The 22024-nt window shown below is 52.5% G+C and carries 18 protein-coding genes and 3 rRNA genes; 7 read left to right on the top strand and 14 right to left on the bottom strand.

The window, feature by feature from the left end; genetic code table 11:
- Positions 1 to 41 precede the first annotated feature (41 nt).
- The 9 genes from flgJ to flgB all read right to left on the bottom strand — a co-directional run bounded on the left by flgJ (position 42) and on the right by flgB (position 7535).
- A complete protein-coding gene (flgJ, locus tag REH51_RS09480; protein WP_498935533.1) occupies positions 42 to 1103 on the bottom strand; it encodes a flagellar assembly peptidoglycan hydrolase FlgJ in 1062 nt (353 codons plus the stop codon).
- Positions 1104 to 2252 (bottom strand): flagellar basal body P-ring protein FlgI, encoded by a 1149-nt coding sequence (locus tag REH51_RS09475; protein WP_498935531.1) that lies wholly within the window; start codon positions 2250 to 2252, stop codon positions 1104 to 1106.
- A gap of 30 nt (positions 2253 to 2282) precedes the next feature.
- On the bottom strand, positions 2283 to 2972 hold the full coding sequence (locus REH51_RS09470; protein ID WP_009723998.1) for a flagellar basal body L-ring protein FlgH: 690 nt from the start codon (positions 2970 to 2972) through the stop codon (positions 2283 to 2285).
- Between the two features lie 37 nt (positions 2973 to 3009).
- Positions 3010 to 3792, bottom strand: a complete 783-nt coding sequence (gene flgG, locus REH51_RS09465) for a flagellar basal-body rod protein FlgG (RefSeq protein ID WP_498935529.1) — start codon at positions 3790 to 3792, stop codon at positions 3010 to 3012.
- 30 nt (positions 3793 to 3822) lie between these two features.
- Positions 3823 to 4581, bottom strand: coding sequence for a flagellar basal body rod protein FlgF (locus REH51_RS09460; RefSeq protein WP_498935527.1), 759 nt, complete (start codon positions 4579 to 4581; stop codon positions 3823 to 3825).
- 42 nt (positions 4582 to 4623) lie between these two features.
- Positions 4624 to 5895: a flagellar hook protein FlgE gene (gene flgE / locus REH51_RS09455; protein ID WP_498935525.1), complete on the bottom strand. Its 1272-nt coding sequence runs from the start codon at positions 5893 to 5895 to the stop codon at positions 4624 to 4626.
- Between the two features lie 75 nt (positions 5896 to 5970).
- Positions 5971 to 6666: a flagellar hook assembly protein FlgD gene (gene flgD, locus REH51_RS09450; RefSeq protein ID WP_009724002.1), complete on the bottom strand. Its 696-nt coding sequence runs from the start codon at positions 6664 to 6666 to the stop codon at positions 5971 to 5973.
- A 2-nt stretch (positions 6667 to 6668) separates the two neighbouring features.
- Positions 6669 to 7079 (bottom strand): flagellar basal body rod protein FlgC, encoded by a 411-nt coding sequence (flgC, locus tag REH51_RS09445; protein ID WP_009724003.1) that lies wholly within the window; start codon positions 7077 to 7079, stop codon positions 6669 to 6671.
- Between the two features lie 24 nt (positions 7080 to 7103).
- Positions 7104 to 7535 (bottom strand): flagellar basal body rod protein FlgB, encoded by a 432-nt coding sequence (gene flgB, locus REH51_RS09440; protein ID WP_498935523.1) that lies wholly within the window; start codon positions 7533 to 7535, stop codon positions 7104 to 7106.
- Between the two features lie 194 nt (positions 7536 to 7729).
- Between flgB and flgA the strand changes: the two genes are divergently transcribed.
- From flgA to REH51_RS09420, 4 genes are all read left to right on the top strand, one after another.
- Complete coding sequence (gene flgA / locus REH51_RS09435) at positions 7730 to 8446, top strand: flagellar basal body P-ring formation chaperone FlgA (protein ID WP_009724005.1); 717 nt, start codon at positions 7730 to 7732, stop codon at positions 8444 to 8446.
- Between the two features lie 86 nt (positions 8447 to 8532).
- Positions 8533 to 8799 (top strand): flagellar biosynthesis anti-sigma factor FlgM, encoded by a 267-nt coding sequence (gene flgM / locus REH51_RS09430; RefSeq protein ID WP_009724006.1) that lies wholly within the window; start codon positions 8533 to 8535, stop codon positions 8797 to 8799.
- 10 nt (positions 8800 to 8809) lie between these two features.
- A complete protein-coding gene (locus REH51_RS09425; protein WP_498935519.1) occupies positions 8810 to 9259 on the top strand; it encodes a flagella synthesis protein FlgN in 450 nt (149 codons plus the stop codon).
- A gap of 78 nt (positions 9260 to 9337) precedes the next feature.
- A complete protein-coding gene (locus tag REH51_RS09420) occupies positions 9338 to 10093 on the top strand; it encodes an SDR family NAD(P)-dependent oxidoreductase (RefSeq protein ID WP_498935517.1) in 756 nt (251 codons plus the stop codon).
- A gap of 123 nt (positions 10094 to 10216) precedes the next feature.
- On the opposite strand, the gene rrf is transcribed toward REH51_RS09420, so the two are convergent.
- From rrf to lldD, 4 genes are all read right to left on the bottom strand, one after another.
- Positions 10217 to 10332, bottom strand: a 5S ribosomal RNA gene (gene rrf / locus REH51_RS09415).
- Between the two features lie 144 nt (positions 10333 to 10476).
- A 23S ribosomal RNA gene (locus REH51_RS09410) occupies positions 10477 to 13369 on the bottom strand.
- 320 nt (positions 13370 to 13689) lie between these two features.
- Positions 13690 to 15222 (bottom strand): 16S ribosomal RNA (locus REH51_RS09405).
- The 16S, 23S and 5S rRNA genes sit together here, the layout of an rRNA operon.
- A gap of 564 nt (positions 15223 to 15786) precedes the next feature.
- Entirely contained in the window at positions 15787 to 16941 is a 1155-nt protein-coding gene (lldD, locus tag REH51_RS09400; protein ID WP_498935515.1) for an FMN-dependent L-lactate dehydrogenase LldD, read from the bottom strand.
- A 309-nt stretch (positions 16942 to 17250) separates the two neighbouring features.
- Here lldD and REH51_RS09395 point away from each other — a divergent pair, with 309 nt between their 5' ends.
- From REH51_RS09395 to REH51_RS09385, 3 genes are read left to right on the top strand one after another with little or no spacing between them, the layout of a single operon-like run.
- Positions 17251 to 18024 (top strand): GntR family transcriptional regulator, encoded by a 774-nt coding sequence (locus REH51_RS09395; protein ID WP_498935513.1) that lies wholly within the window; start codon positions 17251 to 17253, stop codon positions 18022 to 18024.
- Positions 18021 to 19940, top strand: coding sequence for a sensor histidine kinase (locus REH51_RS09390; protein ID WP_498935511.1), 1920 nt, complete (start codon positions 18021 to 18023; stop codon positions 19938 to 19940). Before REH51_RS09395 ends, REH51_RS09390 begins: the two co-directional genes overlap by 4 nt.
- Entirely contained in the window at positions 19933 to 21315 is a 1383-nt protein-coding gene (locus REH51_RS09385) for a sigma-54-dependent transcriptional regulator (RefSeq protein ID WP_009724997.1), read from the top strand. The genes REH51_RS09390 and REH51_RS09385 overlap by 8 nt, the downstream gene beginning before the upstream one ends.
- On the opposite strand, the gene REH51_RS09380 is transcribed toward REH51_RS09385, so the two are convergent.
- Positions 21291 to 21962, bottom strand: coding sequence for a metal-dependent hydrolase (locus REH51_RS09380; protein WP_009724998.1), 672 nt, complete (start codon positions 21960 to 21962; stop codon positions 21291 to 21293). The genes REH51_RS09385 and REH51_RS09380 overlap by 25 nt on opposite strands.
- Positions 21963 to 22024: the final 62 nt, after the last annotated feature.

The raw sequence follows: 22024 nt of genomic DNA, 5'->3' as shown, positions 1-22024 counted from the left end.
AGATGTCTATCGGCAGTGCGCAGAAAAACTTGAATCACGCGTTAACGGGAATCTGCGAGAAAATCGCGACCCGTTGCTATCGGCCCCATGGTATTCATGACGGCGACTAGTTTATTGGCATACTGCGGGTCCGTTGCATAGCCACCCCGCTGTAATTCACGAGCGGCTTGATGCGCATCAGCGGCCTCTACAACGCCCGCGTAGCGCGGATTATTGCCAATCAAATTGGCATAGTCGGTGAAGGCATGCTCAAACGAGTCATAGACGCGGAAAGAGTCCACGACTTGGGTTCGACGGCCATTAATATACTCATGAGTGACAATATCGGTCGTCTTGCCTTGCCAGTGGCTGCCCGCCTTAATACCAAACAAATTGTGACTATTACCGCCATGTTGCGTGGCAATTTCATGACGTCCCCAGCCTGTTTCCAGCGCTGCTTGTGCCAAAATAAGCTCAGCGGGTACCCCAGTGGCATTACTGGCTGCCTGGGCCGGAGCCGCTAACGTGGTCAAGAAGCGCTGAACGTGATCAGGCGCCTGGCTGAAGCTAGCAGGTGTTGCGGCAGAAGTGGGCGCAGCAGAGGAGGCAGCGGTAGATACTGTGCTAGCATTGCTCGCCTCAGCGGCTGGCCGTTGGCTAATCGCGTCTAGTTCAGATAAGAACCGCCCATCACCCTGTTCAGGCCCATAACCACCGCTATTCGGCTGCAGCGGTTCATCCAATACTCTGGGGGTGCCGCGAGGTATGCCTGCGATCAGCGCCTGCAGTTCTTGATCGGCACTATCCGCCTTATGATTGACCGCCCCTTGGCGCTGCAGCTGTTCAACCAGCATATCCGCCAATCCCATGCCCTTAGACGAGATCACTTGCGACCACTGCTGATCCAGCATTTGTTGATAGGTATCGGTTGTCGAACTGCTCAACAGGCCTGAAGAAGGAGTAGCATCGCGCATGCTTTTCATCATCATCTGCACAAACAGGGCTTCAAACTGCTGCGCAGCGCCGTGCACACCGGCATCAGGATCTACCCGGGCGTTGTGCTGCAAGCGCTGAAAGCCGTTCATGTCCAGCGCGAACTGGCTGGGCATATCGCCAATGCTCATTTAAATAACCTCAAGCTCTGCGCGAAGCGATCCGGAGGCCTTCAACGCTTCAAGAATCGACATTAAGTCTTGGGGCGTGGCTCCTAATGCATTAAGTGCATTGACCACTTCATTCAATTGGGCGCCTTCTACGATTTGCAGAAACGCTTCCTGCTGCTCAATTTCAATATCTGTATTAGGCACAACAACCGTTTCGCCTTCACCAAAGGGGGCTGGCTGGCTAACCCCAAACTGGGTATCAATCATAATGGATAGATTGCCGTGGGCGACGGCTGCTTGGCGCAGGGGGACAGCGCTATTCATGACGACTGAACCGGTGCGCGCATTGAGCACAACCCGCGCGGGAGCCTCCATGGGCGTCACCTGAACATTTTCTACACGTGCCATAAAGTTAACGCGTGCGTTTTCATCCATTGGGCCATCAAGCGCAATTACCCGCCCGTTGCGCGCATACGCCACCGATTGACCAAATTCGTTATTAATGGCCGTTACCACGCGCTGAACCGTGCCAAAATCTGATTCATTAAGCTGTAACTCTAATCGTCCGCCGTTACCGCCAAGGTTTAATGGCACTTCCCGCTCCACTAACGCCCCATTAGGAATGCGTCCGGATGCTTGCTGATTGATCTGGACACTGCTGCCGCCTGCTTGAGCGCCTGCGCCACCCACCAGCATATTGCCCTGAGCGATGGCATAAGTATCACCATCGGCACCTTTCAGCGGCGTCATTAACAGCGTTCCGCCACGTAAGCTACGGGCGTTGGCAATCGAAGACACCACGATATCCAAGCGCTGACCCGGGCGTGAAAACGGCGGTAAATCAGCGGTGACCATGACAGCGGCGACGTTGCGCAGCTGCAAGTTAGTGCCAGGCGGCACCGTTACCCCTAGCTGCGAGAGCATGTTCGTCAAGCTTTGGCTGGTAAACGGCGCCTGCGTGGTTTGGTCGCCGGTGCTATCCAGCCCCACGACCAAACCGTAGCCAACCAACTGGTTATCGCGCACCCCGGCAAAGCTTGATAATTCACGCACCCGTTCCGCCGCAGCTGGCATCGCCAGTAAACAACTAACGGCAAAGAGTGTTGTAAACATAGCGATACAACGTAGCCAGTGTTTAACACCACGATAACGGTTTAACTGCATAGCCATAGGTCTCTGTTAGCGGGCCGAGTGACTGACTTAAAACGGCGATACATTTAAGAAAAAGCGCTGTAACCAGCCCATGTGCTGCGCTTCATTGATATAGCCATCGCCGACATACTCAATTCTTGCGTCTGCCACTTGGGTTGAAGGCACTGTGTTTTGCGCGGTAATCGTGCGTGGGTTAACCACACCAGAAAAACGAATGAACTCCGTTCCCTGATTAATCGCGATCTGCTTTTCGCCGCGTACCCGCAAGTTGCCGTTATTCATCACTTCCAATACCGAAACAGTAATCGTGCCCGTGAAGGTATTGTTGGCCTGGGACCCGCCGCCACCCGCAAAGTCACTGGCTCCCGACACATCGAAACCATACTCGGCCAGCGTGTCCAGCACATCGGGCAGTTGCGCAAGCTCTAAGCTGGCATTACCCGAACGATCTGCATTGGATCGAGCATTTTTGCTAGCACTCACTTCTTCATCGAGCACAATGGTCAAAATATCGCCAATGGACCGTGGGCGACGATCTTCAAATAGCGGCTGATAACCGCGGCGCGCCTGATAAATGGAGCCATTAGCGATCGGCGGGGGCCGATCCACAATGTTAATCTGCTCTTGTTCGCCTACCACCGAGGCCCGCGGAATTTGCGCGCAACCGGCCGCAAATAAAATAAACAGCGCAAGGCCAACTAACAAAAAACGACGTGAAGCAGCGTGTAAATCCAACATAATGCGACCTGTTAGTAAGCCCTATTCATCAATAACGTTAGAGCTGACTCAAGCGCGCTAACATTTCGTCGCTAGTCGATACAGCCTTGCTATTAATTTCGTAGGCGCGTTGGGTTTGGATCATATTGACCATCTCCTCAACCACGTTCACGTTAGAGGTTTCTACATAGCCCTGGAATAACCTGCCAGCACCGTTATTACCGGGGACATTTTGGTTGGGCGCGCCCGAGGCACCGGTTTCCAAGTACAAGTTACCGCCAACGCTCTCCAGGCCTGCTGGATTAATAAACGACGCCACATTGATCTGGCCAATATCGGCATCTTGAGCGATACCGGGTTGGCGTACGCTGACCGTACCATCTTCACCAATCGTGACCGACAACGCGTTAGCAGGAACAAAAATGGCAGGCTCTAGTGGATAACCATTGGCGGGCACCATTTGGCCGTTTTCATTGAGCTGAAAGCTGCCGTCGCGGGTGTAGCCAACGGTGCCATCAGGCAATAACACTTGGAAAAAGCCTTCTCCGTTGATCGCCAGGTCTCGGGAGTTGCTGGTTTCTTCAAGGCCGCCTTGGGTATGCAGGCGTTCAGTCGCCACCGCACGCACACCGGTACCTATTTGCATGCCAGAAGGCAGGCGATCCTGGATATTATTTTGCGCACCGGGCTGGCGCATATTTTGATAGAGCAGATCTTCAAACACAGGGCGGGAACGTTTAAACCCGTTTGTGCTTACGTTCGCTAGGTTATTAGAAATAACATCTAGCTTAGTTTGCTGAGACTCCAGTCCCGTCTTGGCCGTCCACAAGGACTTAATCATAAGCGTGTTCCCTTGGCTGAGTGGCTGCTATCAGCCCTGAATAGATAAAATGCTGTTAGCGCGCTGAGCGTTCTCGTCCGCCGTGCTGAGCATTTTCATTTGCATGTCGTAACGGCGGGCAACATCAATCATAGACACCATGGCATCTACGGCACTGACGTTACTGCCCTCTAGTGCACCACTGACAATTCGGGCATCTTCATCACCGGGAAGCACGGCGGCAACGCCTTCCTCATTCAGAGGCCCGCGAAACAGGCCATCTTCACCGCGCGTCAACGCCTGTTCATCGGGCGTTACTAGCTTGATGCGGCCGACATCAACCAGTGCCGCAGGCCCCTCACCCTGGGGAATAGCGCTGATGGTGCCGTCCGCACCAATGGATACTTGCGCGCCTTGGGGCAAGGCAATGGGGCCACCTTCCCCCATTACCGGACGCCCAACACTGAGCAGTACGCCATCATTATCCAGCTGCAGATCGCCTCGCCGGGTGTACGCCTCAGTGCCGTCCTCTCCCAGCACCGCCATCCAGGCGTCATCCTGCATCGCGATATCTAGCGTGCGACCCGTGCGTTCAATAGGACCTTGCGAAAAATCGGTGCCTGGGGTGGTCGTCACCGCCGATACCCGCGTGTCGAGTAGCCCGGCGCCCTCCACCGGAACTGAACGTGCAGCTTGCAACTGAGCGCGAAACCCCGCGGTGGACACATTCGACAGGTTATTGCTAACCACTGCCTGCTGGTCCATCGTGTGTTTGGCGCCGCTCATGGCGGGGTATAGCATACGATCCACAACTGACTCCTTAGCGCAGTATTACGCCATTATCACGAGTGACTACAGGTTAATAATGGTCTGCAGGAGCTCGTCCTGGGTGCTGATGGTATTGGAGTTAGCCTGGTAAGAGCGCTGCGCCACAATGGTATCTACCAGCTCACTGGCTAAGTCGACGTTAGACGCTTCTACCGCTTCTGCTTGGATCTGCCCCAGACGACCGGTGCCCGGCGCCCCTAGGTTTTCCAAACCAGAGGTGTTCGTCGCCGCCCACAGGTTGTTGCCCAGTGGCTGAAGACCCTCTTCATTACGGAAGCTGGCTAGCGCAATTTGGCCCGCAGCACGGGTTTCACCGTTGGTGAAGTTACGCTGGATAACGCCTGTTTCAGTGACGGTAATACCGGCCAGTGCACCAGAGGTGAAGCCATCCTGACTCAACTCTTTTTGCAATGAGTCAGCAGCAAACTGGGTAGTGCCATCAAACTTAAGCTCTAAAGTAAGATTTTCAGCATCTACGCCGCCGGGGATAGCTGCGATAGTAGCACTCGCTGCCCCGCCGTTAACACCAGTGACCACACCGTTTTCGTCCGTTTCTAGTCTACCGCTTTGAGTAAAATCTAATGTAAAGCTGCCTCTAGCTACCCCGTCAGTAACGGCGGGCACGTCCCATTGATTGCTGTTACCTACCCTTTCAAAGTAAGTAGCAACATTGATGGCATTGCCCAAAGAGTCATAGGCAGTAAAGTTATTGGAGAAGTGGTACTCCAACTCATCCCCATTTGCCAATTCAAGCGTGTTTAAGTCTTGGCCACTTACTGCCCTGGCATCCAGGTTTAATAGCGCATTTACTTCGGTGGTTGCTTTAGCCGGAATATCATCAACGGGCACATTTAATGCCTGCGGAGCGCCGCCCACCAACACGTTTGAGAAAGGGAATGCCTGCTGGTCATCGGTATCTGCGGTAACGCCGCGATCCATGCCGTAACCCATTAAACGGTCACCCTGGGCATTAACAATATCGCCGGCGGCGGTAATGCCGAACTCACCGTTACGCGAATAACCGACTTCTCCAGTGGGGCGCTCTAGGCGGTAAAAGCCTTCACCGGAAATCGCCAAATCCAGGTTACGCCCCGTGCTCTCGATACTGCCCTGGGTAAAGTTCTGGCGCACATCTGATACCTGCACACCAATGCCCCGCGAGGCTGCAAACACATCAGAGAACAGCACGTCAGAGCGCTTGTAGCCAACGGTTTGCGAGTTAGCGATGTTGTTGCCCGCAGAGTTTAGCTTCTCTGATTGTGCGTTAAGACCAGCTACTGCCGTTGTAAATGACATAATACTTTCCTCATCAAAACGTCTTTTTCATTAAGACGTTCTTGCTGTAAAAATGTTGTTTTACTTACAAGTTGCTTAAAGAATCTGTTTGACCTGATTCAGCTGAACCTGTCCGTAAATAGCCCCTAAATCCAGCCGAACATTTCCGCTGCCATCGTTAGGGGTCACACTATTAACAACGGCATAGTTCAATGCGGTTGAGTCTAGCGTTTCACCCTCAGCATCTTGAGCCTCTAGCTGAACCGTATAACGACCACTGGCAGCTGCTTCACCCTGCTCGTTTTTACCGTCCCACTGGAAAGACTGCACACCGGCCTCTACCGCACCCAAGTTATAGCGTCTGATCACCTCACCACCTTGGCCAACAATCACCGCCGTAAGCTTGTCAGCGGGTTTGGCAAGCTCGATACCAAACGGTGTCGTATAGGATTTTCCTTCACTATCTTGCTCTAGCATGACCTTGTCACCAGGCACCATCACGCCTTGACCAATCAAGCCACTCGCTTGCAGTGCTTGGTTGGCATCCATTTGGCTAGTAATGCTTTGCAAGGTGGTATTCAGCTGTTCAATCCCACTTACCGTATTAATTTGCGCAATCTGGGAGGTCATTTCCGCATTTTCCATTGGATTCAGCGGATCTTGATTCTGTAGCTGAGTAATCAGTAGCGTTAGAAAGCTGCTGCGCAACTCATCTGATGCGCTCTGCTTTAACTGGGAACCACTGCCGCCACCATTAATCGCCGAAAGTGTTGTCGGGTCGATTGTGCTCATAATTAACCCTCACCCAGAGATAGCGTCTGCACCATCATCTGCTTCGTTGTGTTGAACACTTCTACGTTGGCTTGATAGGAGCGCGATGCCGAGATCATGTTGACCATTTCATGCACGGGTTCAACATTGGGCTTAGCGACATAGCCTTCTTCGTCGGCAGCAGGGTGGTTTGGCATATATTGCAGACGCAGCGGAGAGTCGTCTTCAACCACGTCGGTGACACGTACACCGCCAACGCCGTACCGATTGTTATGTGCTTGGGTTTCAAACATTACTTGTTTGGCCCGATAGGTCTCGCCATCAGGGCCTGCAATACTGTCGGCATTGGCCATATTGCTAGCAGTAACATTCATACGCTGCGCCTGGGCGCTCATTGCGGAACTAGCAATATCAAAGGCTGAAAACATCGACATAGATTACTTTCTCCTACCGCTCGTTTATTCCGGCTGCATCGCGTTTTTCAGGCCCTGAATTCGGCGATTCATAATGGTTAGGGCGGCTTTGTAACGAACAGCATTGTCTGCAAACTGTGTCCGCTCACGATCCATATCGACCGTGTTGCCATCCAAGCTAGGTTGATCGGGTATACGATAAAGCAGCTCGGCACTGCCTACGCCACGCCATGCAGGGCCCTCACCTTGCAGATGACGCTCTGACGTTCGTGCAAGCGTCAGCGCGCCATTTTGCTGCTGCTGTGGCTGGCTGCCCGCAACGGCCTTCTTTAACTCACTGGCAAAGTCGAGATCGCGCGCTTTATAGTTAGGCGTATCGGCATTGGCAATATTGGCTGCCAACACGTCGTGACGCGCTTGGCGCAAGCCCAGTGCCTGCTGGTGATAGTTAAAGGCAGATTCAAGCTGATCAATCATGCCAATCCTCGTTCGCTGAGAGGCAAAATAAAACGGATATTATTGACGATGAATAATAGGCTTCGCCTCGTCAGCCTAAAGCATGGAACAGCTGCCGTTTACACCAGCATTTCATATGATGCACGGACTACTTTTGCACTACACTGCACGGTTGATGATTATCATCTGCTTCCTTTCGATTGAGCGACTCTCCCATGCCACACCCGCTACGCCCAGCGCGTTACTGCCTGGCGATCCTTAAGCAAGTACTTTGCCTATCGCTGATCAGCCTTGGCTTTTCATTACACGCGCATGCTAGCAACCAAGTGTTGATGGATACCGTTCAGCAGTTTCTTTATCAAGAATCTCAATCACTTGGGCAGGAAGTGATGATTGATATATCACCTCCATCTCCTCATTTACCTGAGTGCGTTGCACCCGAACCATTCTTCCCGAATGCTAATCAATCCCCGCTCGGACGCATTTCTGTCGGTGTGCGCTGTGGCGAAGATCGTCGTCAAGTGCGGTATATACAGGCGCAAATTGATATCATTGGTAGCTACGCCGTGGCTGGCCAGGATATCGATAGGGGCACGCTCATCACGAGTGATATGCTGACATTACGAGAAGGCAACCTTGGAGATCTAGCCGCCCAAGCGCTTACCGACCAAGACGACATTATCGGCATGGTCGCACAGCGCCCTATTCGAAGCGGCAGCACCTTCCAGACTCACTACCTTCAAGCGCCTCAAGTGGTGAAACGAGGGCAGCGCGTCACTGTCATAGCAGAAGGCGCTGGTTTCCGAGTATCACGCGAAGGAGAGGCACTGTCTGATGGTGCTCAAGGCGAGCGTATTCGTGTGCGTTTTGATACTCGCGAATTAGTTACCGCACGCGTCATCGGCCAGGGAACGTTGGTGATAGATTTTTAATCTAAACGCCTAAAGTCCTTACTACCCAGGCCGATACTAGGTAATACAGCGCATGCCGCACCAACGTTGACGATGAGGCAAACAACGTGAAAATTGATAACATTAATCCGTTGCTACGTTCTAATCAGGCGCAGCAGCGTGATGAAGCACAGAAAATAGGCGGAAATAAGCCAGCCGAAGCAGATAGCGCGACACGGTCAGCAACACAACTTAGCCAAACGCATACTGATAGTTCACAAGATATCGATACGGCAAAAGTTGAGGAAATTCGCGAAGCTATTCGTGAAGGGAAGCTCGAGATTCGTGCCGATCGTATCGCTGATGGCTTAATTGCCAATTTAAAAGATTTATAAGCGAACTATTATGGGTCTTTCACGACTGCTCTCAGATCAATTGCAACGCCTTGATGAATTAGTGCTGCTGCTTTCAGATGAACAAGCACAGCTCACTAAAGGCAGCATTGACGGTGACGCCCTCTCTGCCTTAGCCCTGAAAAAGCAGGCGCTGTTAGTTGAGCTAGAACGCATCGAAACACTGCGCCGAAGCGTGCAAACAAAGCTTGGCTATGCAGACGGTGCCCTTGGCGCCAAGAAAGCCGCTAACGATGCTGGCTGCTTGGCTACCTGGGAAAGCTTGCTCGAAAAAAGCGAACGCGTATCACGCATGAACGAATTAACTGGGCAAATGCTATCGCTTAGAATGAAGCATAACCAGGAAATGCTGGATTACATTCGCCAAATTGCTGAAAAAACCCTCTATAAGCCAAATGGGCGCAACAATGCCCAACCAGGTCGCTTTAACGCATCTGCCTAGTATTTCCGCACATTCATAGACAAAACCTGTACAAGAAGCTTCAATGTGAACAATGATATTCACAATTGGAGCCGAAGAATGCTTTCCCACCTTCCAGAAAACTTTACCGCTGTTGTCATCGGTGCCAATGGCGGCATAGGTAACGCTATTATTAAGAGGCTGCTTGCCGATACCCATGTGGGTAATGTCGTTGCCGTAAGCCGTTCACCTATTGCTTCTCAAGACCCATCTTTTCAAGGCGCACCCGTTGAGGTGGTGAACGTCGATATCACCACACAATCAGGCCGTGAGACTCTTTGCCAACAGTTAAACGGTCGCCCGGTACACCTGCTATTCAATGCTATTGGTACGCTACATGATGATGCGCGTAATGTGCAGCCTGAGAAACGCTTAGAGCAGTTAGATGAAGCATCATTCGCTCATGTTATGCATGTTAATCCAGCCACACCTGCCCTATTGATTAGCGCACTTAAATCATCGTTGCAGGGCAAGCACCCGGTTACCATCGCCAGCTTATCGGCACGCGTTGGATCTATTGGCGATAATGGGCATGGCGGCTGGTACAGCTACCGTGCCAGTAAAGCAGCGCACAACATGTTAATGAAGACCATCTCCATCGAACTCAAACGACTGAACAAGCAGTCTATTGTGTTGTGCCTGCACCCAGGCACCACAGATACATCGCTGTCGAAACCTTTCCAGGCTCGTGTACCCAGCGAAAAGCTATTTACACCTGATTTCGTCGCTGAACAATTATTGAAAGTAATGTCTCAACGCCCCCCCGAAGATACCGGCAGCTTCTGGGATTGGGCTGGCAAGCCTATCGAATGGTAAATGTTAGGCAAAAAAAATCCCCCAGGGCGCAAGCCCTGGGGGATTTTGCAAACAGTTCATAACCAATAGCTCAACAACAAAAACCCCCAGCTTCCAATGAAGCTGGGGTTTTTCTTAATAAGTGCCTGACGATGACCTACTCTCGCATGGGGAGACCCCACACTACCATCGGCGCTAAGCGGTTTCACTTCTGAGTTCGGCAAGGGATCAGGTGGTTCACGCGTGCTATGGTCGTCAGGCGTAACTTTTAATGCATATCATGCTGAACATGTCACTGATGTTTTGTGGCGTCTCTTTCGTCTCACGCCCTCCGTGTGTCACGTTGGGCTTGAGTCGCGTATCCGGTTTTCGTTATCACTGCGACCAGACCCCTTGGGTGTTATAGGGTCAAGCCTCACGGGCCATTAGTACACGTTAGCTCAACGCCTTGCAGCGCTTCCACACCGTGCCTATCAACCAGCTGGTCTCGCTGGGCCCTTCAGGAGGCTCTAGGCCTCAGGGATGTCTCATCTTGAAGGGGGCTTCCCGCTTAGATGCTTTCAGCGGTTATCCCGTCCGCACATAGCTACCCGGCAATGCCACTGGCGTGACAACCGGAACACCAGAGGTGCGTCCACTCCGGTCCTCTCGTACTAGGAGCAGCCCTTCTCAAACATCCAACGCCCACGGCAGATAGGGACCGAACTGTCTCACGACGTTCTAAACCCAGCTCGCGTACCACTTTAAATGGCGAACAGCCATACCCTTGGGACCGACTTCAGCCCCAGGATGTGATGAGCCGACATCGAGGTGCCAAACACCGCCGTCGATGTGAACTCTTGGGCGGTATCAGCCTGTTATCCCCGGAGTACCTTTTATCCGTTGAGCGATGGCCCTTCCATACAGAACCACCGGATCACTAGAACCTGCTTTCGCACCTGCTCGACGTGTCTGTCTCGCAGTCAAGCACCCTTATGCTCTTGCACTCACTGCACGATGTCCGACCGTGCTGAGGGTACCTTCGTGCTCCTCCGTTACTCTTTGGGAGGAGACCGCCCCAGTCAAACTACCCACCACACACTGTCCTCGATCCGGATAACGGACCTGAGTGAGAACGCCAATGATGCCAGGCTGGTATTTCAAGGTTGGCTCCCCTCGAACTAGCGTCCGAGATTCAAAGCCTCCCAGCTATCCTACACAGGCAACATCAGCGTCCAGTGTGAAGCTATAGTAAAGGTTCACGGGGTCTTTCCGTCTAGCCGCGGGTACACCGCATCTTCACGGCGATTTCAATTTCACTGAGTCTCGGGTGGAGACAGCGTGGCCATCATTACGCCATTCGTGCAGGTCGGAACTTACCCGACAAGGAATTTCGCTACCTTAGGACCGTTATAGTTACGGCCGCCGTTTACCGGGGCTTCAATCAAGAGCTTCGCCTTGCGGCTAACACCATCATTTAACCTTCCGGCACCGGGCAGGCGTCACACCCTATACGTCCGCTTGCGCGTTAGCAGAGTGCTGTGTTTTTACTAAACAGTTGCAGCCACCTGGTATCTTCGACCGGTTCGGGCTCTGAGAGCAAGTCTCGTCACCCTACGCCGGCGTGCCTTCTCCCGAAGTTACGGCACCATTTTGCCTAGTTCCTTCACCCGAGTTCTCTCAAGCGCCTTGGGATTCTCACCCTGACCACCTGTGTCGGTTTGGGGTACGGTCGCACATGATCTGAAGCTTAGAGGCTTTTCCTGGAAGCGTGGCATCAATGACTTCCTGACCGTGGTCAGTTCGTTTCGTGTCTCGGCCTTAGAGCATCCCGGATTTACCTAAGATGCAAGCCTACTCACTTTCACCAGGACAACCAACGCCTGGCTCACCTAGCCTTCTCCGTCCCCCATCGCAATCATGTCCGGTACAGGAATATTGACCTGTTTCCCATCGACTACGCCTTTCGGCCTCGCCTTAGGGGCCGACTCACTCTGCTCCGATTAGCGTCGAACAGAAACCCTTGGTCTTCCGGCGAGGGAGTTTTTCACTCCCTTTATCGTTACTCATGTCAGCATTCGCACTCGTGATACCTCCAGCGAACTTCTCAATTCACCTTCATCGGCTTACACGACGCTCCTCTACCGCTCACACCTAAGTGTGAACCCGTAGCTTCGGTACCTGGTTTAGCCCCGTTACATCTTCCGCGCAGGCCGACTCGACTAGTGAGCTATTACGCTTTCTTTAAAGGATGGCTGCTTCTAAGCCAACCTCCTAGCTGTCTGAGCCTTCCCACATCGTTTCCCACTTAACCAGGATTTCGGGACCTTAGCTGACGGTCTGGGTTGTTTCCCTTTTCACGACGGACGTTAGCACCCGCCGTGTGTCTCCCACGCTCGCACTCACCGGTATTCGGAGTTTGCCTCGGGTTGGTAAGTCGGGATGACCCCCTAGCCGAAACAGTGCTCTACCCCCGGCGGTGATACGTGAGGCGCTACCTAAATAGCTTTCGAGGAGAACCAGCTATCTCCGAGCTTGATTAGCCTTTCACTCCGATCCACAAGTCATCCAAATCTTTTTCAACAGATCCTGGTTCGGGCCTCCAGTTGATGTTACTCAACCTTCACCCTGCTCATGGATAGATCGCTCGGTTTCGGGTCTATATCCAGCGACTGTGTCGCCCAGTTAAGACTCGGTTTCCCTACGGCTCCCCTAAACGGTTAACCTCGCCACTGAATATAAGTCGCTGACCCATTATACAAAAGGTACGCAGTCACAGAACAAGTCTGCTCCTACTGCTTGTACGCACACGGTTTCAGGATCTATTTCACTCCCCTCTCCGGGGTTCTTTTCGCCTTTCCCTCACGGTACTGGTTCACTATCGGTCAGCCAGGAGTATTTAGCCTTGGAGGATGGTCCCCCCGTCTTCAGTCAAGGTTTCTCGTGCCCCGACCTACTCGATTTCACATGATCAGATTTTCGACTACGGGGCTATCACCCGCTACGGCTGAGCTTCCCAGCTCATTCGCCTAATCAGTCACATGCTTAAGGGCTGGTCCCCGTTCGCTCGCCGCTACTAGGGGAATCTCGGTTGATTTCTTTTCCTCAGGGTACTTAGATGTTTCAGTTCCCCTGGTTCGCCTCTTACGCCTATATATTCAGCGCAAGATACTCATCTTATGATGAGTGGGTTTCCCCATTCAGAAATGCCCGGGTCACAGGTTGTTTGCCACCTCGCCGAGCCTTATCGCAGGCTTCCACGTCTTTCATCGCCTCTGGCTGCCTAGGCATCCACCGTGTGCGCTTCATTGCTTGACCCTATAACCCGAAGGAGTCTGGTGTCTCGCAATGATAACGATTGCCGGATACGCTTGAGACGTATCACAAAACAATTACGTATAAACACTTCAAAGAAGCGTTTATGTCAGCATGATATACATTGTTAAAGAGCGACTGCTATGCGCAGTGATAAGCGGTTGCTTTTTTCACATTAAAAGGAAAAGAAAGGTCTTTAAAGAAGATCTTAAAAAAGCTCTTTTCTCTTTTTCACTATGAAGAAAACGCTTATCACTGCGTATCAACAGCATTCTGATCAGGTAATTCATTGTGAGCGCTTACCGCGAGGATGATGCATCGTTTAAGGAGGTGATCCAGCCGCAGGTTCCCCTACGGCTACCTTGTTACGACTTCACCCCAGTCATGAACCACACCGTGGTGATCGCCCTCTTGCGTTAGGCTAACCACTTCTGGTGCAGTCCACTCCCATGGTGTGACGGGCGGTGTGTACAAGGCCCGGGAACGTATTCACCGTGACATTCTGATTCACGATTACTAGCGATTCCGACTTCACGGAGTCGAGTTGCAGACTCCGATCCGGACTGAGACCGGCTTTTCGGGATTAGCTGACTCTCGCGAGCTCGCAACCCTTTGTACCGGCCATTGTAGCACGTGTGTAGCCCTACTCGTAAGGGCCATGATGACTTGACGTCGTCCCCACCTTCCTCCGGTTTGTCACCGGCAGTCTCCTTAGAGTTCCCGGCATTACCCGCTGGCAAATAAGGACAAGGGTTGCGCTCGTTACGGGACTTAACCCAACATTTCACAACACGAGCTGACGACAGCCATGCAGCACCTGTCTCTGCGTTCCCGAAGGCACCAAGTGATCTCTCACAAGTTCGCAGGATGTCAAGAGTAGGTAAGGTTCTTCGCGTTGCATCGAATTAAACCACATGCTCCACCGCTTGTGCGGGCCCCCGTCAATTCATTTGAGTTTTAACCTTGCGGCCGTACTCCCCAGGCGGTCGACTTATCGCGTTAACTTCGCCACAAAGTGCGCTAGGCACCCAACGGCTGGTCGACATCGTTTACGGCGTGGACTACCAGGGTATCTAATCCTGTTTGCTACCCACGCTTTCGCACCTCAGTGTCAGTGTCAGTCCAGAAGGCCGCCTTCGCCACTGGTATTCCTCCCGATCTCTACGCATTTCACCGCTACACCGGGAATTCTACCTTCCTCTCCTGCACTCTAGCTTGACAGTTCCGGATGCCGTTCCCAGGTTGAGCCCGGGGCTTTCACAACCGGCTTATCAAGCCACCTACGCGCGCTTTACGCCCAGTAATTCCGATTAACGCTTGCACCCTCCGTATTACCGCGGCTGCTGGCACGGAGTTAGCCGGTGCTTCTTCTGCGAGTGATGTCTTTCCTAATGGGTATTAACCACTAGGCGTTCTTCCTCGCTGAAAGTGCTTTACAACCCGAAGGCCTTCTTCACACACGCGGCATGGCTGGATCAGGGTTGCCCCCATTGTCCAATATTCCCCACTGCTGCCTCCCGTAGGAGTTCGGGCCGTGTCTCAGTCCCGATGTGGCTGATCATCCTCTCAGACCAGCTACGGATCGTTGCCTTGGTGAGCCATTACCTCACCAACTAGCTAATCCGACATAGGCTCATCCAATAGCGGGAGCCGGAGCCCCCTTTCTCCCGTAGGACGTATGCGGTATTAGCCTGGGTTTCCCCAGGTTATCCCCCACTACCGGGCAGATTCCTATGCATTACTCACCCGTCCGCCGCTCGTCAGCGGGTAGCAAGCTACCCCTGTTACCGCTCGACTTGCATGTGTTAGGCCTGCCGCCAGCGTTCAATCTGAGCCATGATCAAACTCTTCAGTTTAAAATCATTGTGATGCTTACATGTCACTCGAAAGTCACATAAGTGCATCAAACTTGGCTCAAGGTTCAAACGAATTCATTTCAATTTACATTGTCATGACCGCTTGCCTTGATATTTGGTGATTTATCACCCTCATCGGCAAGCGCCCACATGAATTACCTGATCAAATTGTTAAAGAGCTGTTTTCGCTGGATAAAACTGGCTAACCGTTGAACTGGTTTGCCTCAGCGAGGAAGGCGTATTCTACGCATTTCCTGGTGTTTGTCAATCACTGTTTTGAGTGAGTGAAGCGAGTGAGCGAAGAAAGCGAGATTACGCTGCTTTCCTTTTAACTCGTCTCACAAGGCGACTGAAGACACCGCAAACTTTCTCTGCAATATTTTCGCTAACCTTCTGACAAACCGAAGTTTTTCAACTTCAATCACCGCTGGTAACGCTGTGCGTCCCCGGCAGCGGATGCGTACTTTACGGATTCGCTGCCGACTTGGCAAGGGCTTTTGTAAAAAAACTCCAACATTCATCTGTTACTCTAATGTCGGCAGCATCACCCCCTCTATTTGAGCGTTATTTAAGTGCAGGAATCGCGTCAGGAACTAATGATTCGGTGCTGAGATCAGCAATTGTTCGCGCACCGGTGAGCGTCATCGCCACCTTCATCTCTTTTTCGAAAAGCTCAAGCAGGTTAGCAACCCCCGACTCACCTGCTGCTGCAAGCGCATAGATAAAGGCGCGACCTATCAATACTGTATCTGCACCCATGGCAATCATTCTCACTACATCTAACCCATTACGCACACCAGAATCAGCCAGGATGGCCAGATCACCCTTAACTGCATCTGCAATAGCAGGCAGGGCACGCGCGGTAGAAGGCACGCCATCCAACTGACGGCCACCGTGATTTGAAACTACAATACCATCCGCCCCAAAGCGGACTGCATCACGGGCATCATCAGCATCCAGTATGCCCTTAATAACCATTGGGCCATCCCACTGCTCACGAATCCAATCCAGATCTTTCCAGGAAATAGAGGGATCAAAGTTATCGCCAAGCCAGGCAATATAATCTTCAAGCTCCGTCGGCTGACCACGATAATCAGACACGTTGCCTAGATCATGCGGGCGACCATGCACACCGACATCCCAAGCCCAAAGAGGATGCAACGCAGCTTGAAGCATACGTTTCATAGGCCCGCTTTTGCCGCTCATGCCTGAATGAGCATCGCGATAACGCGCCCCTGGCACAGGCATATCAACGGTGAAGACTAATGTTTTAACCCCTGCCGCCTTAGCACGCTCAAGCACGTGCTTCATAAAGCCGCGATCCTTCAATACATAAAGCTGAAACCATATGGGCCGCTCCACTGCCGCTGCCACTTCTGCAATTGGGCATACGGAGACCGTCGATAACGTAAACGGTATGCCCTTCTTGGTCGCTGCCCGTGCTGCCTGGACTTCACCACGCCTAGCGTACATGCCTGTTAGCCCCACCGGCGCCAAGGCAAGAGGCATTGCCATCTTTTCACCAAACAGTTCGGTTTCCAGCGATAGCGACGACATATCCTTCAACCCCCGCTGCCGCAACGCGACACCCGCTAGGTCTTCAACATTGCTCCGCAACGTATGCTCTGCGTATGACCCGCCATCAGCATAGTGAAACAGAAACGGAGGGATACGACGCTTGGCAGCTTGGCGGTAGTCCGTAGGTGATGAAATGATCATGGCAGGCCCTATGCAATAAATAGATGCACTATCTATAAGTACTATCTATAAACGGTCATCGAAGCGTCAGTATTAGGCGCCTCAGATAAAAATTGGTTTTACCAATTTACAAACAATTAGCATCAACAGTAATGAGGCGCTGCAGTCGTGTCAAACACGCATCGCCCACCATGGCATGTTTCGGTCATATACTTTAGTTATAAGTCAAATAAACGGTGCCAATAGCTATCAATTTGCTAGCCTTTTACTGTTGAGACAAATCATTAAAGCCCTTATTATTGGTCTTACCAATTATGAGGACCTGCACTAATGACTTATCCTCCGCTCCGCCAGCAGCGCTTGGCTGATGTGATTACCGAGCGCCTTGAAGCAATGATTCTTGAAGGTAGCCTCAAGCCTGGCCAGCGCCTGCCCCCAGAAAGAGAGCTTGCTGAACGTTTTGGCGTGTCACGCCCCTCTCTGCGTGAAGCCATTCAAAAGCTTGCCGCACGAGGCTTGCTTCCCAGCCGCCAAGGCGGTGGTACCTTCGTGAATGAAACGCTAAACAGCGGCTACACCGACCCTTTGTTGGAGATGCTTTCCCGACACAACGAATTTCATTTGGATTTGCTTGAATTTCGCGATGCGATGGAAGGCATTTCGGCTTATTACGCCGCGTTACGTTCAACGCCAGCGGACAAAGCCGTATTAATCCAGCGCTTTGAAGAACTTGACGGTGGATTTGTGGGCGCCAACCCCGCCCAAGAAGCAAAGTTGGATGCCGCCTTCCCCCTCGCCATTGCAGAAGCCGCTCATAACGTACTGTTACTTCACACTATTCGAGGCATTTTCCATTTATTAGAGCAGAGCATCGTTGATAACCTCGCCCATCTTTTTGCAAAGCCCGACTCGCGTTCGCAGCTAATGAAGCAACACAGAGCCCTACTAGATGCGATTTTAGAAGGGCGTGCTGAAGATGCCCGCAGCCGCGCGCACGAGCACTTAGTGTACGTTGAGGAAGGACTTCTCGAGATGGCCAGAGCGGAAACCCGCGCCCAGCGAGCACTGCGTCGTGCCCAAGGTACCAGCAGCACACCAGCATGAGTCGCTTACCTCTCCTTTCAGACCATCGCTGGCGGCTACTCTGGCTAATCGCGATTCCGCTAGGACTGATGCTATGCATGTGGCAGGCCGCTCAACTGGCCCGCGAGCAGGCGCTATCAAACTTACAAGACGACGCTGAAAACGAGCTGCGGCTGTCGGCCGCCAACTTAAATGGTTATCTGCTGCGCTATGATTATTTGCCACAAATGCTGGCAACCAGGGAAGGCGTACAACGTTTTTTAGATTCCCCAGACAGCCAAGACCCCATGCCGCTCAACTTACTGCTTGACCGTTTTCGCTTTACCTCTGGGGTCTCCGATGTTTATTTGCTTAACCGTGACGCCGATACCATCGCCGCCAGCAACTGGCACCGCCCTAATACATTCATTGGTCAAAACTACGCGTTTCGCAGCTATTACACCGATGCCATTACTGGAGGACAGGGGCGTTTTTATGGCTTAGGTGTACAGTCGCTTGAGCGTGGTTACTATTTCTCAGCGCCAGTGTGGCTTGATGACACCTCGCCCGATGCAAAACCCGACGGTGTTATCGTCGTCAAAGTACTGCTCGATGATGTTGAAGAGAGCTGGGCTGAGCAGGACGCTGAACTGTTTGTCACCGATAGCGACAATATTATTTTTATGGCCAGCCACCCTGAGCTGCGCATGAATGCCCTCCCCCCTCTTACCGACGGCCAACGCGACAGCCTACGGGCAACTCGTCGCTATGCAATGGAGCCTTTAACGCCTTCCGGCATTGAGCTTGAAGCCCCTTACGGGTCCGATAGCTATCTTGTTAGCTTTGCTAGCGGGCCACTAAGTGGTGGGCACTATTTAAGCCTTACGCGCCCCATCCCAGAGTTTGGCTGGCAAATGCATATTTTAAAACCACTGACTCCTGTGGTGAACGCCCAGTGGATCGCGGCGCTGATGGCGGGAGGCTTATATGGCGTGGTGGCCTTGGGCGGAGGCATTGGTTGGCAACGCTTGCGTTTACGCCGAGAGAGAGAAGCGTTTGCGGAACGCGAACGACAAACCTTAGCGAGAGTACGCGATGAACTAGAAGTCAGCGTTGAGCGAAGAACACGTGATTTAGTCGCCAGTAATCAGCGGCTTTCTGGTGAAATAGAAGAGCGGCGGCGAGCAGAAGCTAATCTACGCCAAACCCAAGATGAGTTGATCCAAGCGGCAAAGCTTGCGGTATTAGGTCAATTGGCTGCCGGTATTAATCACGAGTTAAATCAACCATTAGCGGCTATTCGTGCCTACGCTGAAAATGGTCGACGGTTTATTGAACTGTCGCGGGTGGACAAAGCAGATGCCAACCTAGCGCAAATTGTCGAGCTTACCCAGCGCATGGCCGATATTAGCGCCCAGCTGCGCCAGTTTTCTCGTAAGAGCAGCGAGCGTCAGGAGACAATTTCCGTACAAGCCTGTATTGAGTACGCCCTGCGTTTATTCCACAGCCGCTTACGTGATGATGGCATCAGGGTGGTCCAACAATGGCCAGAGGAGACGCTTTGGGTTGAGGGTGATTTAGTCCGCCTAGAGCAAGTACTGGTGAACTTGATCAGTAACGCGTTACAGGCAATGAAAGAGGTAGCGTCACCCATGCTGACGCTAAGCGTAGAAATAGCACAACAGCAAGTGATGATCAGCGTTGCCGATAATGGCCCAGGCATCCCAGAACAACACTTGGGCCAGATCTTCGAACCTTTCTTCACCACGAAAGCACCCGGCAGCGGATTAGGGCTAGGACTTTCGATTTCCTCACGTATTATGGAGGATCTGGGCGGCAAGCTGCAGGTAACGAATCAGCCCACTGGCGGGGCACGATTCACCATTACGCTCCCCTGTTCAGCAACGCCTAACGTACTGCCGCCACCTTCAGTCAAGGAGAGTAACAACCATGCATGAGCCGTCGACGCTGCCGGTCATGGTGATCGACGACGAACCGCACCTGCGCATCACCGCCAGCCAAACACTCGAACTTGCTGGCTATACGCCTCACTGCTTTGAGTCAGCAGAACAAGCGCTTGAAGCACTACCAGCAAACTTTCCCGGCGTTATCGTGAGTGACATTCGCATGCCTGGAATGGACGGTATGGCGCTATTGCATGAGCTACATAGCCGCGATGCTACACTGCCGATTATCTTAATCACTGGTCATGGCGACATCTCGACCGCGGTGGAAGCGATGCGAGCAGGCGCTTGGGACTTTTTAGAAAAGCCTTTCGCTGGCGATCAGCTACTCGATGTTGTGAGGCGAGGCATCGAAAAACGCCAGCTGAGCCTGGAAAATTTGCGCTTAAAAGCCGAGCTGGAGGTTCAGCAGGCTGCCCTTGGACCACGCCTTGTGGGTCGTACAGCGGTAATTTCTCGTTTGGCGGCAATGATTCAGCGTATCAGCCAAGTAGAGGCCGATGTGCTGCTATTTGGTGAAACCGGCACCGGAAAAGATCTTGTCGCTCGCGCCATTCATGAGCGCAGCGCCCGTCGCAACAGCCCGTTTATGGCCATCAACTGCGGCGCAGTGCCAGAAAACACCATTGAATCAGAGCTGTTTGGCCATGAGAAAGGTGCCTTTACCGGCGCTGTAGAACGGCGAATTGGTAAGTTTGAGCATGCCAATGGTGGCACTGTGTTCCTGGATGAAATCGAATCAATGCCGTTGGCACTCCAGGTTAAGCTATTGCGCGTATTGCAAGAGCGTAGTGTCGAGCGCCTTGGGGCAAACGAAACGGTACCGCTCAACATCCGGGTGATTGCTGCCACCAAAGTGGATCTCAAGGTCGCTGCTGAAGAGGGTAGCTTCCGTGAAGATCTTTACTATCGGCTCAACGTGGTTACCCTACCGCTGCCCGCGCTGCGCGAACGGCGTGAGGACATTCCGCTGCTGTTCCAGCATTTCGCCGTGGTCGCTGCCAACCGCAGTGGCTTAGAAGCCCCTACCCTGGATAGCCACTCGATTGCCGCCCTGCTGGCTCACGACTGGCCTGGTAATGTTCGCGAGCTGCGTAACCTTGCAGAGCGTTATGTGCTATTGGGAGCAGCCTTTGACTACCGTCTGGATGCGCTACTGGAAGGGGCCAACGCCGACACCGAAGAGCCAACGTTGCCGCGCCAAGTAGAGCTATTTGAAAAGAGCCTGATTAGCCAATCACTTGCCCGTCACCATGGGCGTGTAACCGACGTATGCCGTCATCTGGGAATACCCCGCAAAACCTTCTACGACAAACTCAAAAAACACAGTTTAAGCGCTGACGATTATCGCCATAGCAGCGAACCTTGATGAAACAACTCAATCAACACGTCCCACGGTGGTACCCAGGGCACCAAGGTAAACAGCGCAATCAGCATAAAGACGTTCGATAGCGGGCGGCGGCCATCGCCCAGCTTTAGTGCGGTTCCGAAAGAACGTTTTAACCGCGCACCTTCTAGGTCCACGCTGAAGAGCTCATCGAGGCTCAAATGAATGATAAATCCTAGCAGTACCGCTGCACTATGGCACCACGCCAACCAAGCTGGCTGTGCTAGCAAGTGAAAACTGAACGCTGCGGTCACCAACGCGCACAGCACAGCCGCCATCAGCGAGTGCCAAATACCTCGATGAACCGTTAGCCGCGAGAACACCACCGCCGCAAAATAACGCACGCTAACGTAAATCCCGCCACACGCCACTAGCAACAAACCTGGTGTTAACCAGGGCTGCAGCAACAGCACACCAAGCACCAGCGAAGGTACCGATAAAAGATTAAAAATCAAACGGATAGATCGTGATCGATCAGCATCTATGTCAGGCAAAATACCGCCAAAGGCTACCAGGGCAATAATTAATAGCGCCTGAGTCGCTGGCCACCACTCAGCCTGCCAGCCAGCATAAGCCATGAGTACGCCGCCTGCTGCTGCTACCGTAATGTGCGTGCGAAAATTCGCCATTAGCGCGGCATCCTGGAAAACTGGATAAATTACCAGACTTTTGCCTGCCGCAACATGTCTAT

This window comes from Halomonas bluephagenesis, assembly GCF_054790765.1.
This window is presented reverse-complemented; position numbering and strand designations above follow the sequence as displayed.

What these genes read in the sequence shown, in the direction of transcription:
- flgJ (WP_498935533.1), bottom strand. Translation starts at nt 1,103, where the DNA reads ATGAGCATTGGCGATATGCCCAGCCAGTTCGCGCTGGACATGAACGGC.
- REH51_RS09475 (WP_498935531.1), bottom strand. Translation starts at nt 2,252, where the DNA reads ATGGCTATGCAGTTAAACCGTTATCGTGGTGTTAAACACTGGCTACGT.
- REH51_RS09470 (WP_009723998.1), bottom strand. Translation starts at nt 2,972, where the DNA reads ATGTTGGATTTACACGCTGCTTCACGTCGTTTTTTGTTAGTTGGCCTT.
- flgG (WP_498935529.1), bottom strand. Translation starts at nt 3,792, where the DNA reads ATGATTAAGTCCTTGTGGACGGCCAAGACGGGACTGGAGTCTCAGCAA.
- flgE (WP_498935525.1), bottom strand. Translation starts at nt 5,895, where the DNA reads ATGTCATTTACAACGGCAGTAGCTGGTCTTAACGCACAATCAGAGAAG.
- flgD (WP_009724002.1), bottom strand. Translation starts at nt 6,666, where the DNA reads ATGAGCACAATCGACCCGACAACACTTTCGGCGATTAATGGTGGCGGC.
- flgC (WP_009724003.1), bottom strand. Translation starts at nt 7,079, where the DNA reads ATGTCGATGTTTTCAGCCTTTGATATTGCTAGTTCCGCAATGAGCGCC.
- flgB (WP_498935523.1), bottom strand. Translation starts at nt 7,535, where the DNA reads ATGATTGATCAGCTTGAATCTGCCTTTAACTATCACCAGCAGGCACTG.
- flgA (WP_009724005.1), top strand. Translation starts at nt 7,730, where the DNA reads ATGCCACACCCGCTACGCCCAGCGCGTTACTGCCTGGCGATCCTTAAG.
- REH51_RS09425 (WP_498935519.1), top strand. Translation starts at nt 8,810, where the DNA reads ATGGGTCTTTCACGACTGCTCTCAGATCAATTGCAACGCCTTGATGAA.
- REH51_RS09420 (WP_498935517.1), top strand. Translation starts at nt 9,338, where the DNA reads ATGCTTTCCCACCTTCCAGAAAACTTTACCGCTGTTGTCATCGGTGCC.
- lldD (WP_498935515.1), bottom strand. Translation starts at nt 16,941, where the DNA reads ATGATCATTTCATCACCTACGGACTACCGCCAAGCTGCCAAGCGTCGT.
- REH51_RS09395 (WP_498935513.1), top strand. Translation starts at nt 17,251, where the DNA reads ATGACTTATCCTCCGCTCCGCCAGCAGCGCTTGGCTGATGTGATTACC.
- REH51_RS09390 (WP_498935511.1), top strand. Translation starts at nt 18,021, where the DNA reads ATGAGTCGCTTACCTCTCCTTTCAGACCATCGCTGGCGGCTACTCTGG.
- REH51_RS09385 (WP_009724997.1), top strand. Translation starts at nt 19,933, where the DNA reads ATGCATGAGCCGTCGACGCTGCCGGTCATGGTGATCGACGACGAACCG.
- REH51_RS09380 (WP_009724998.1), bottom strand. Translation starts at nt 21,962, where the DNA reads ATGGCGAATTTTCGCACGCACATTACGGTAGCAGCAGCAGGCGGCGTA.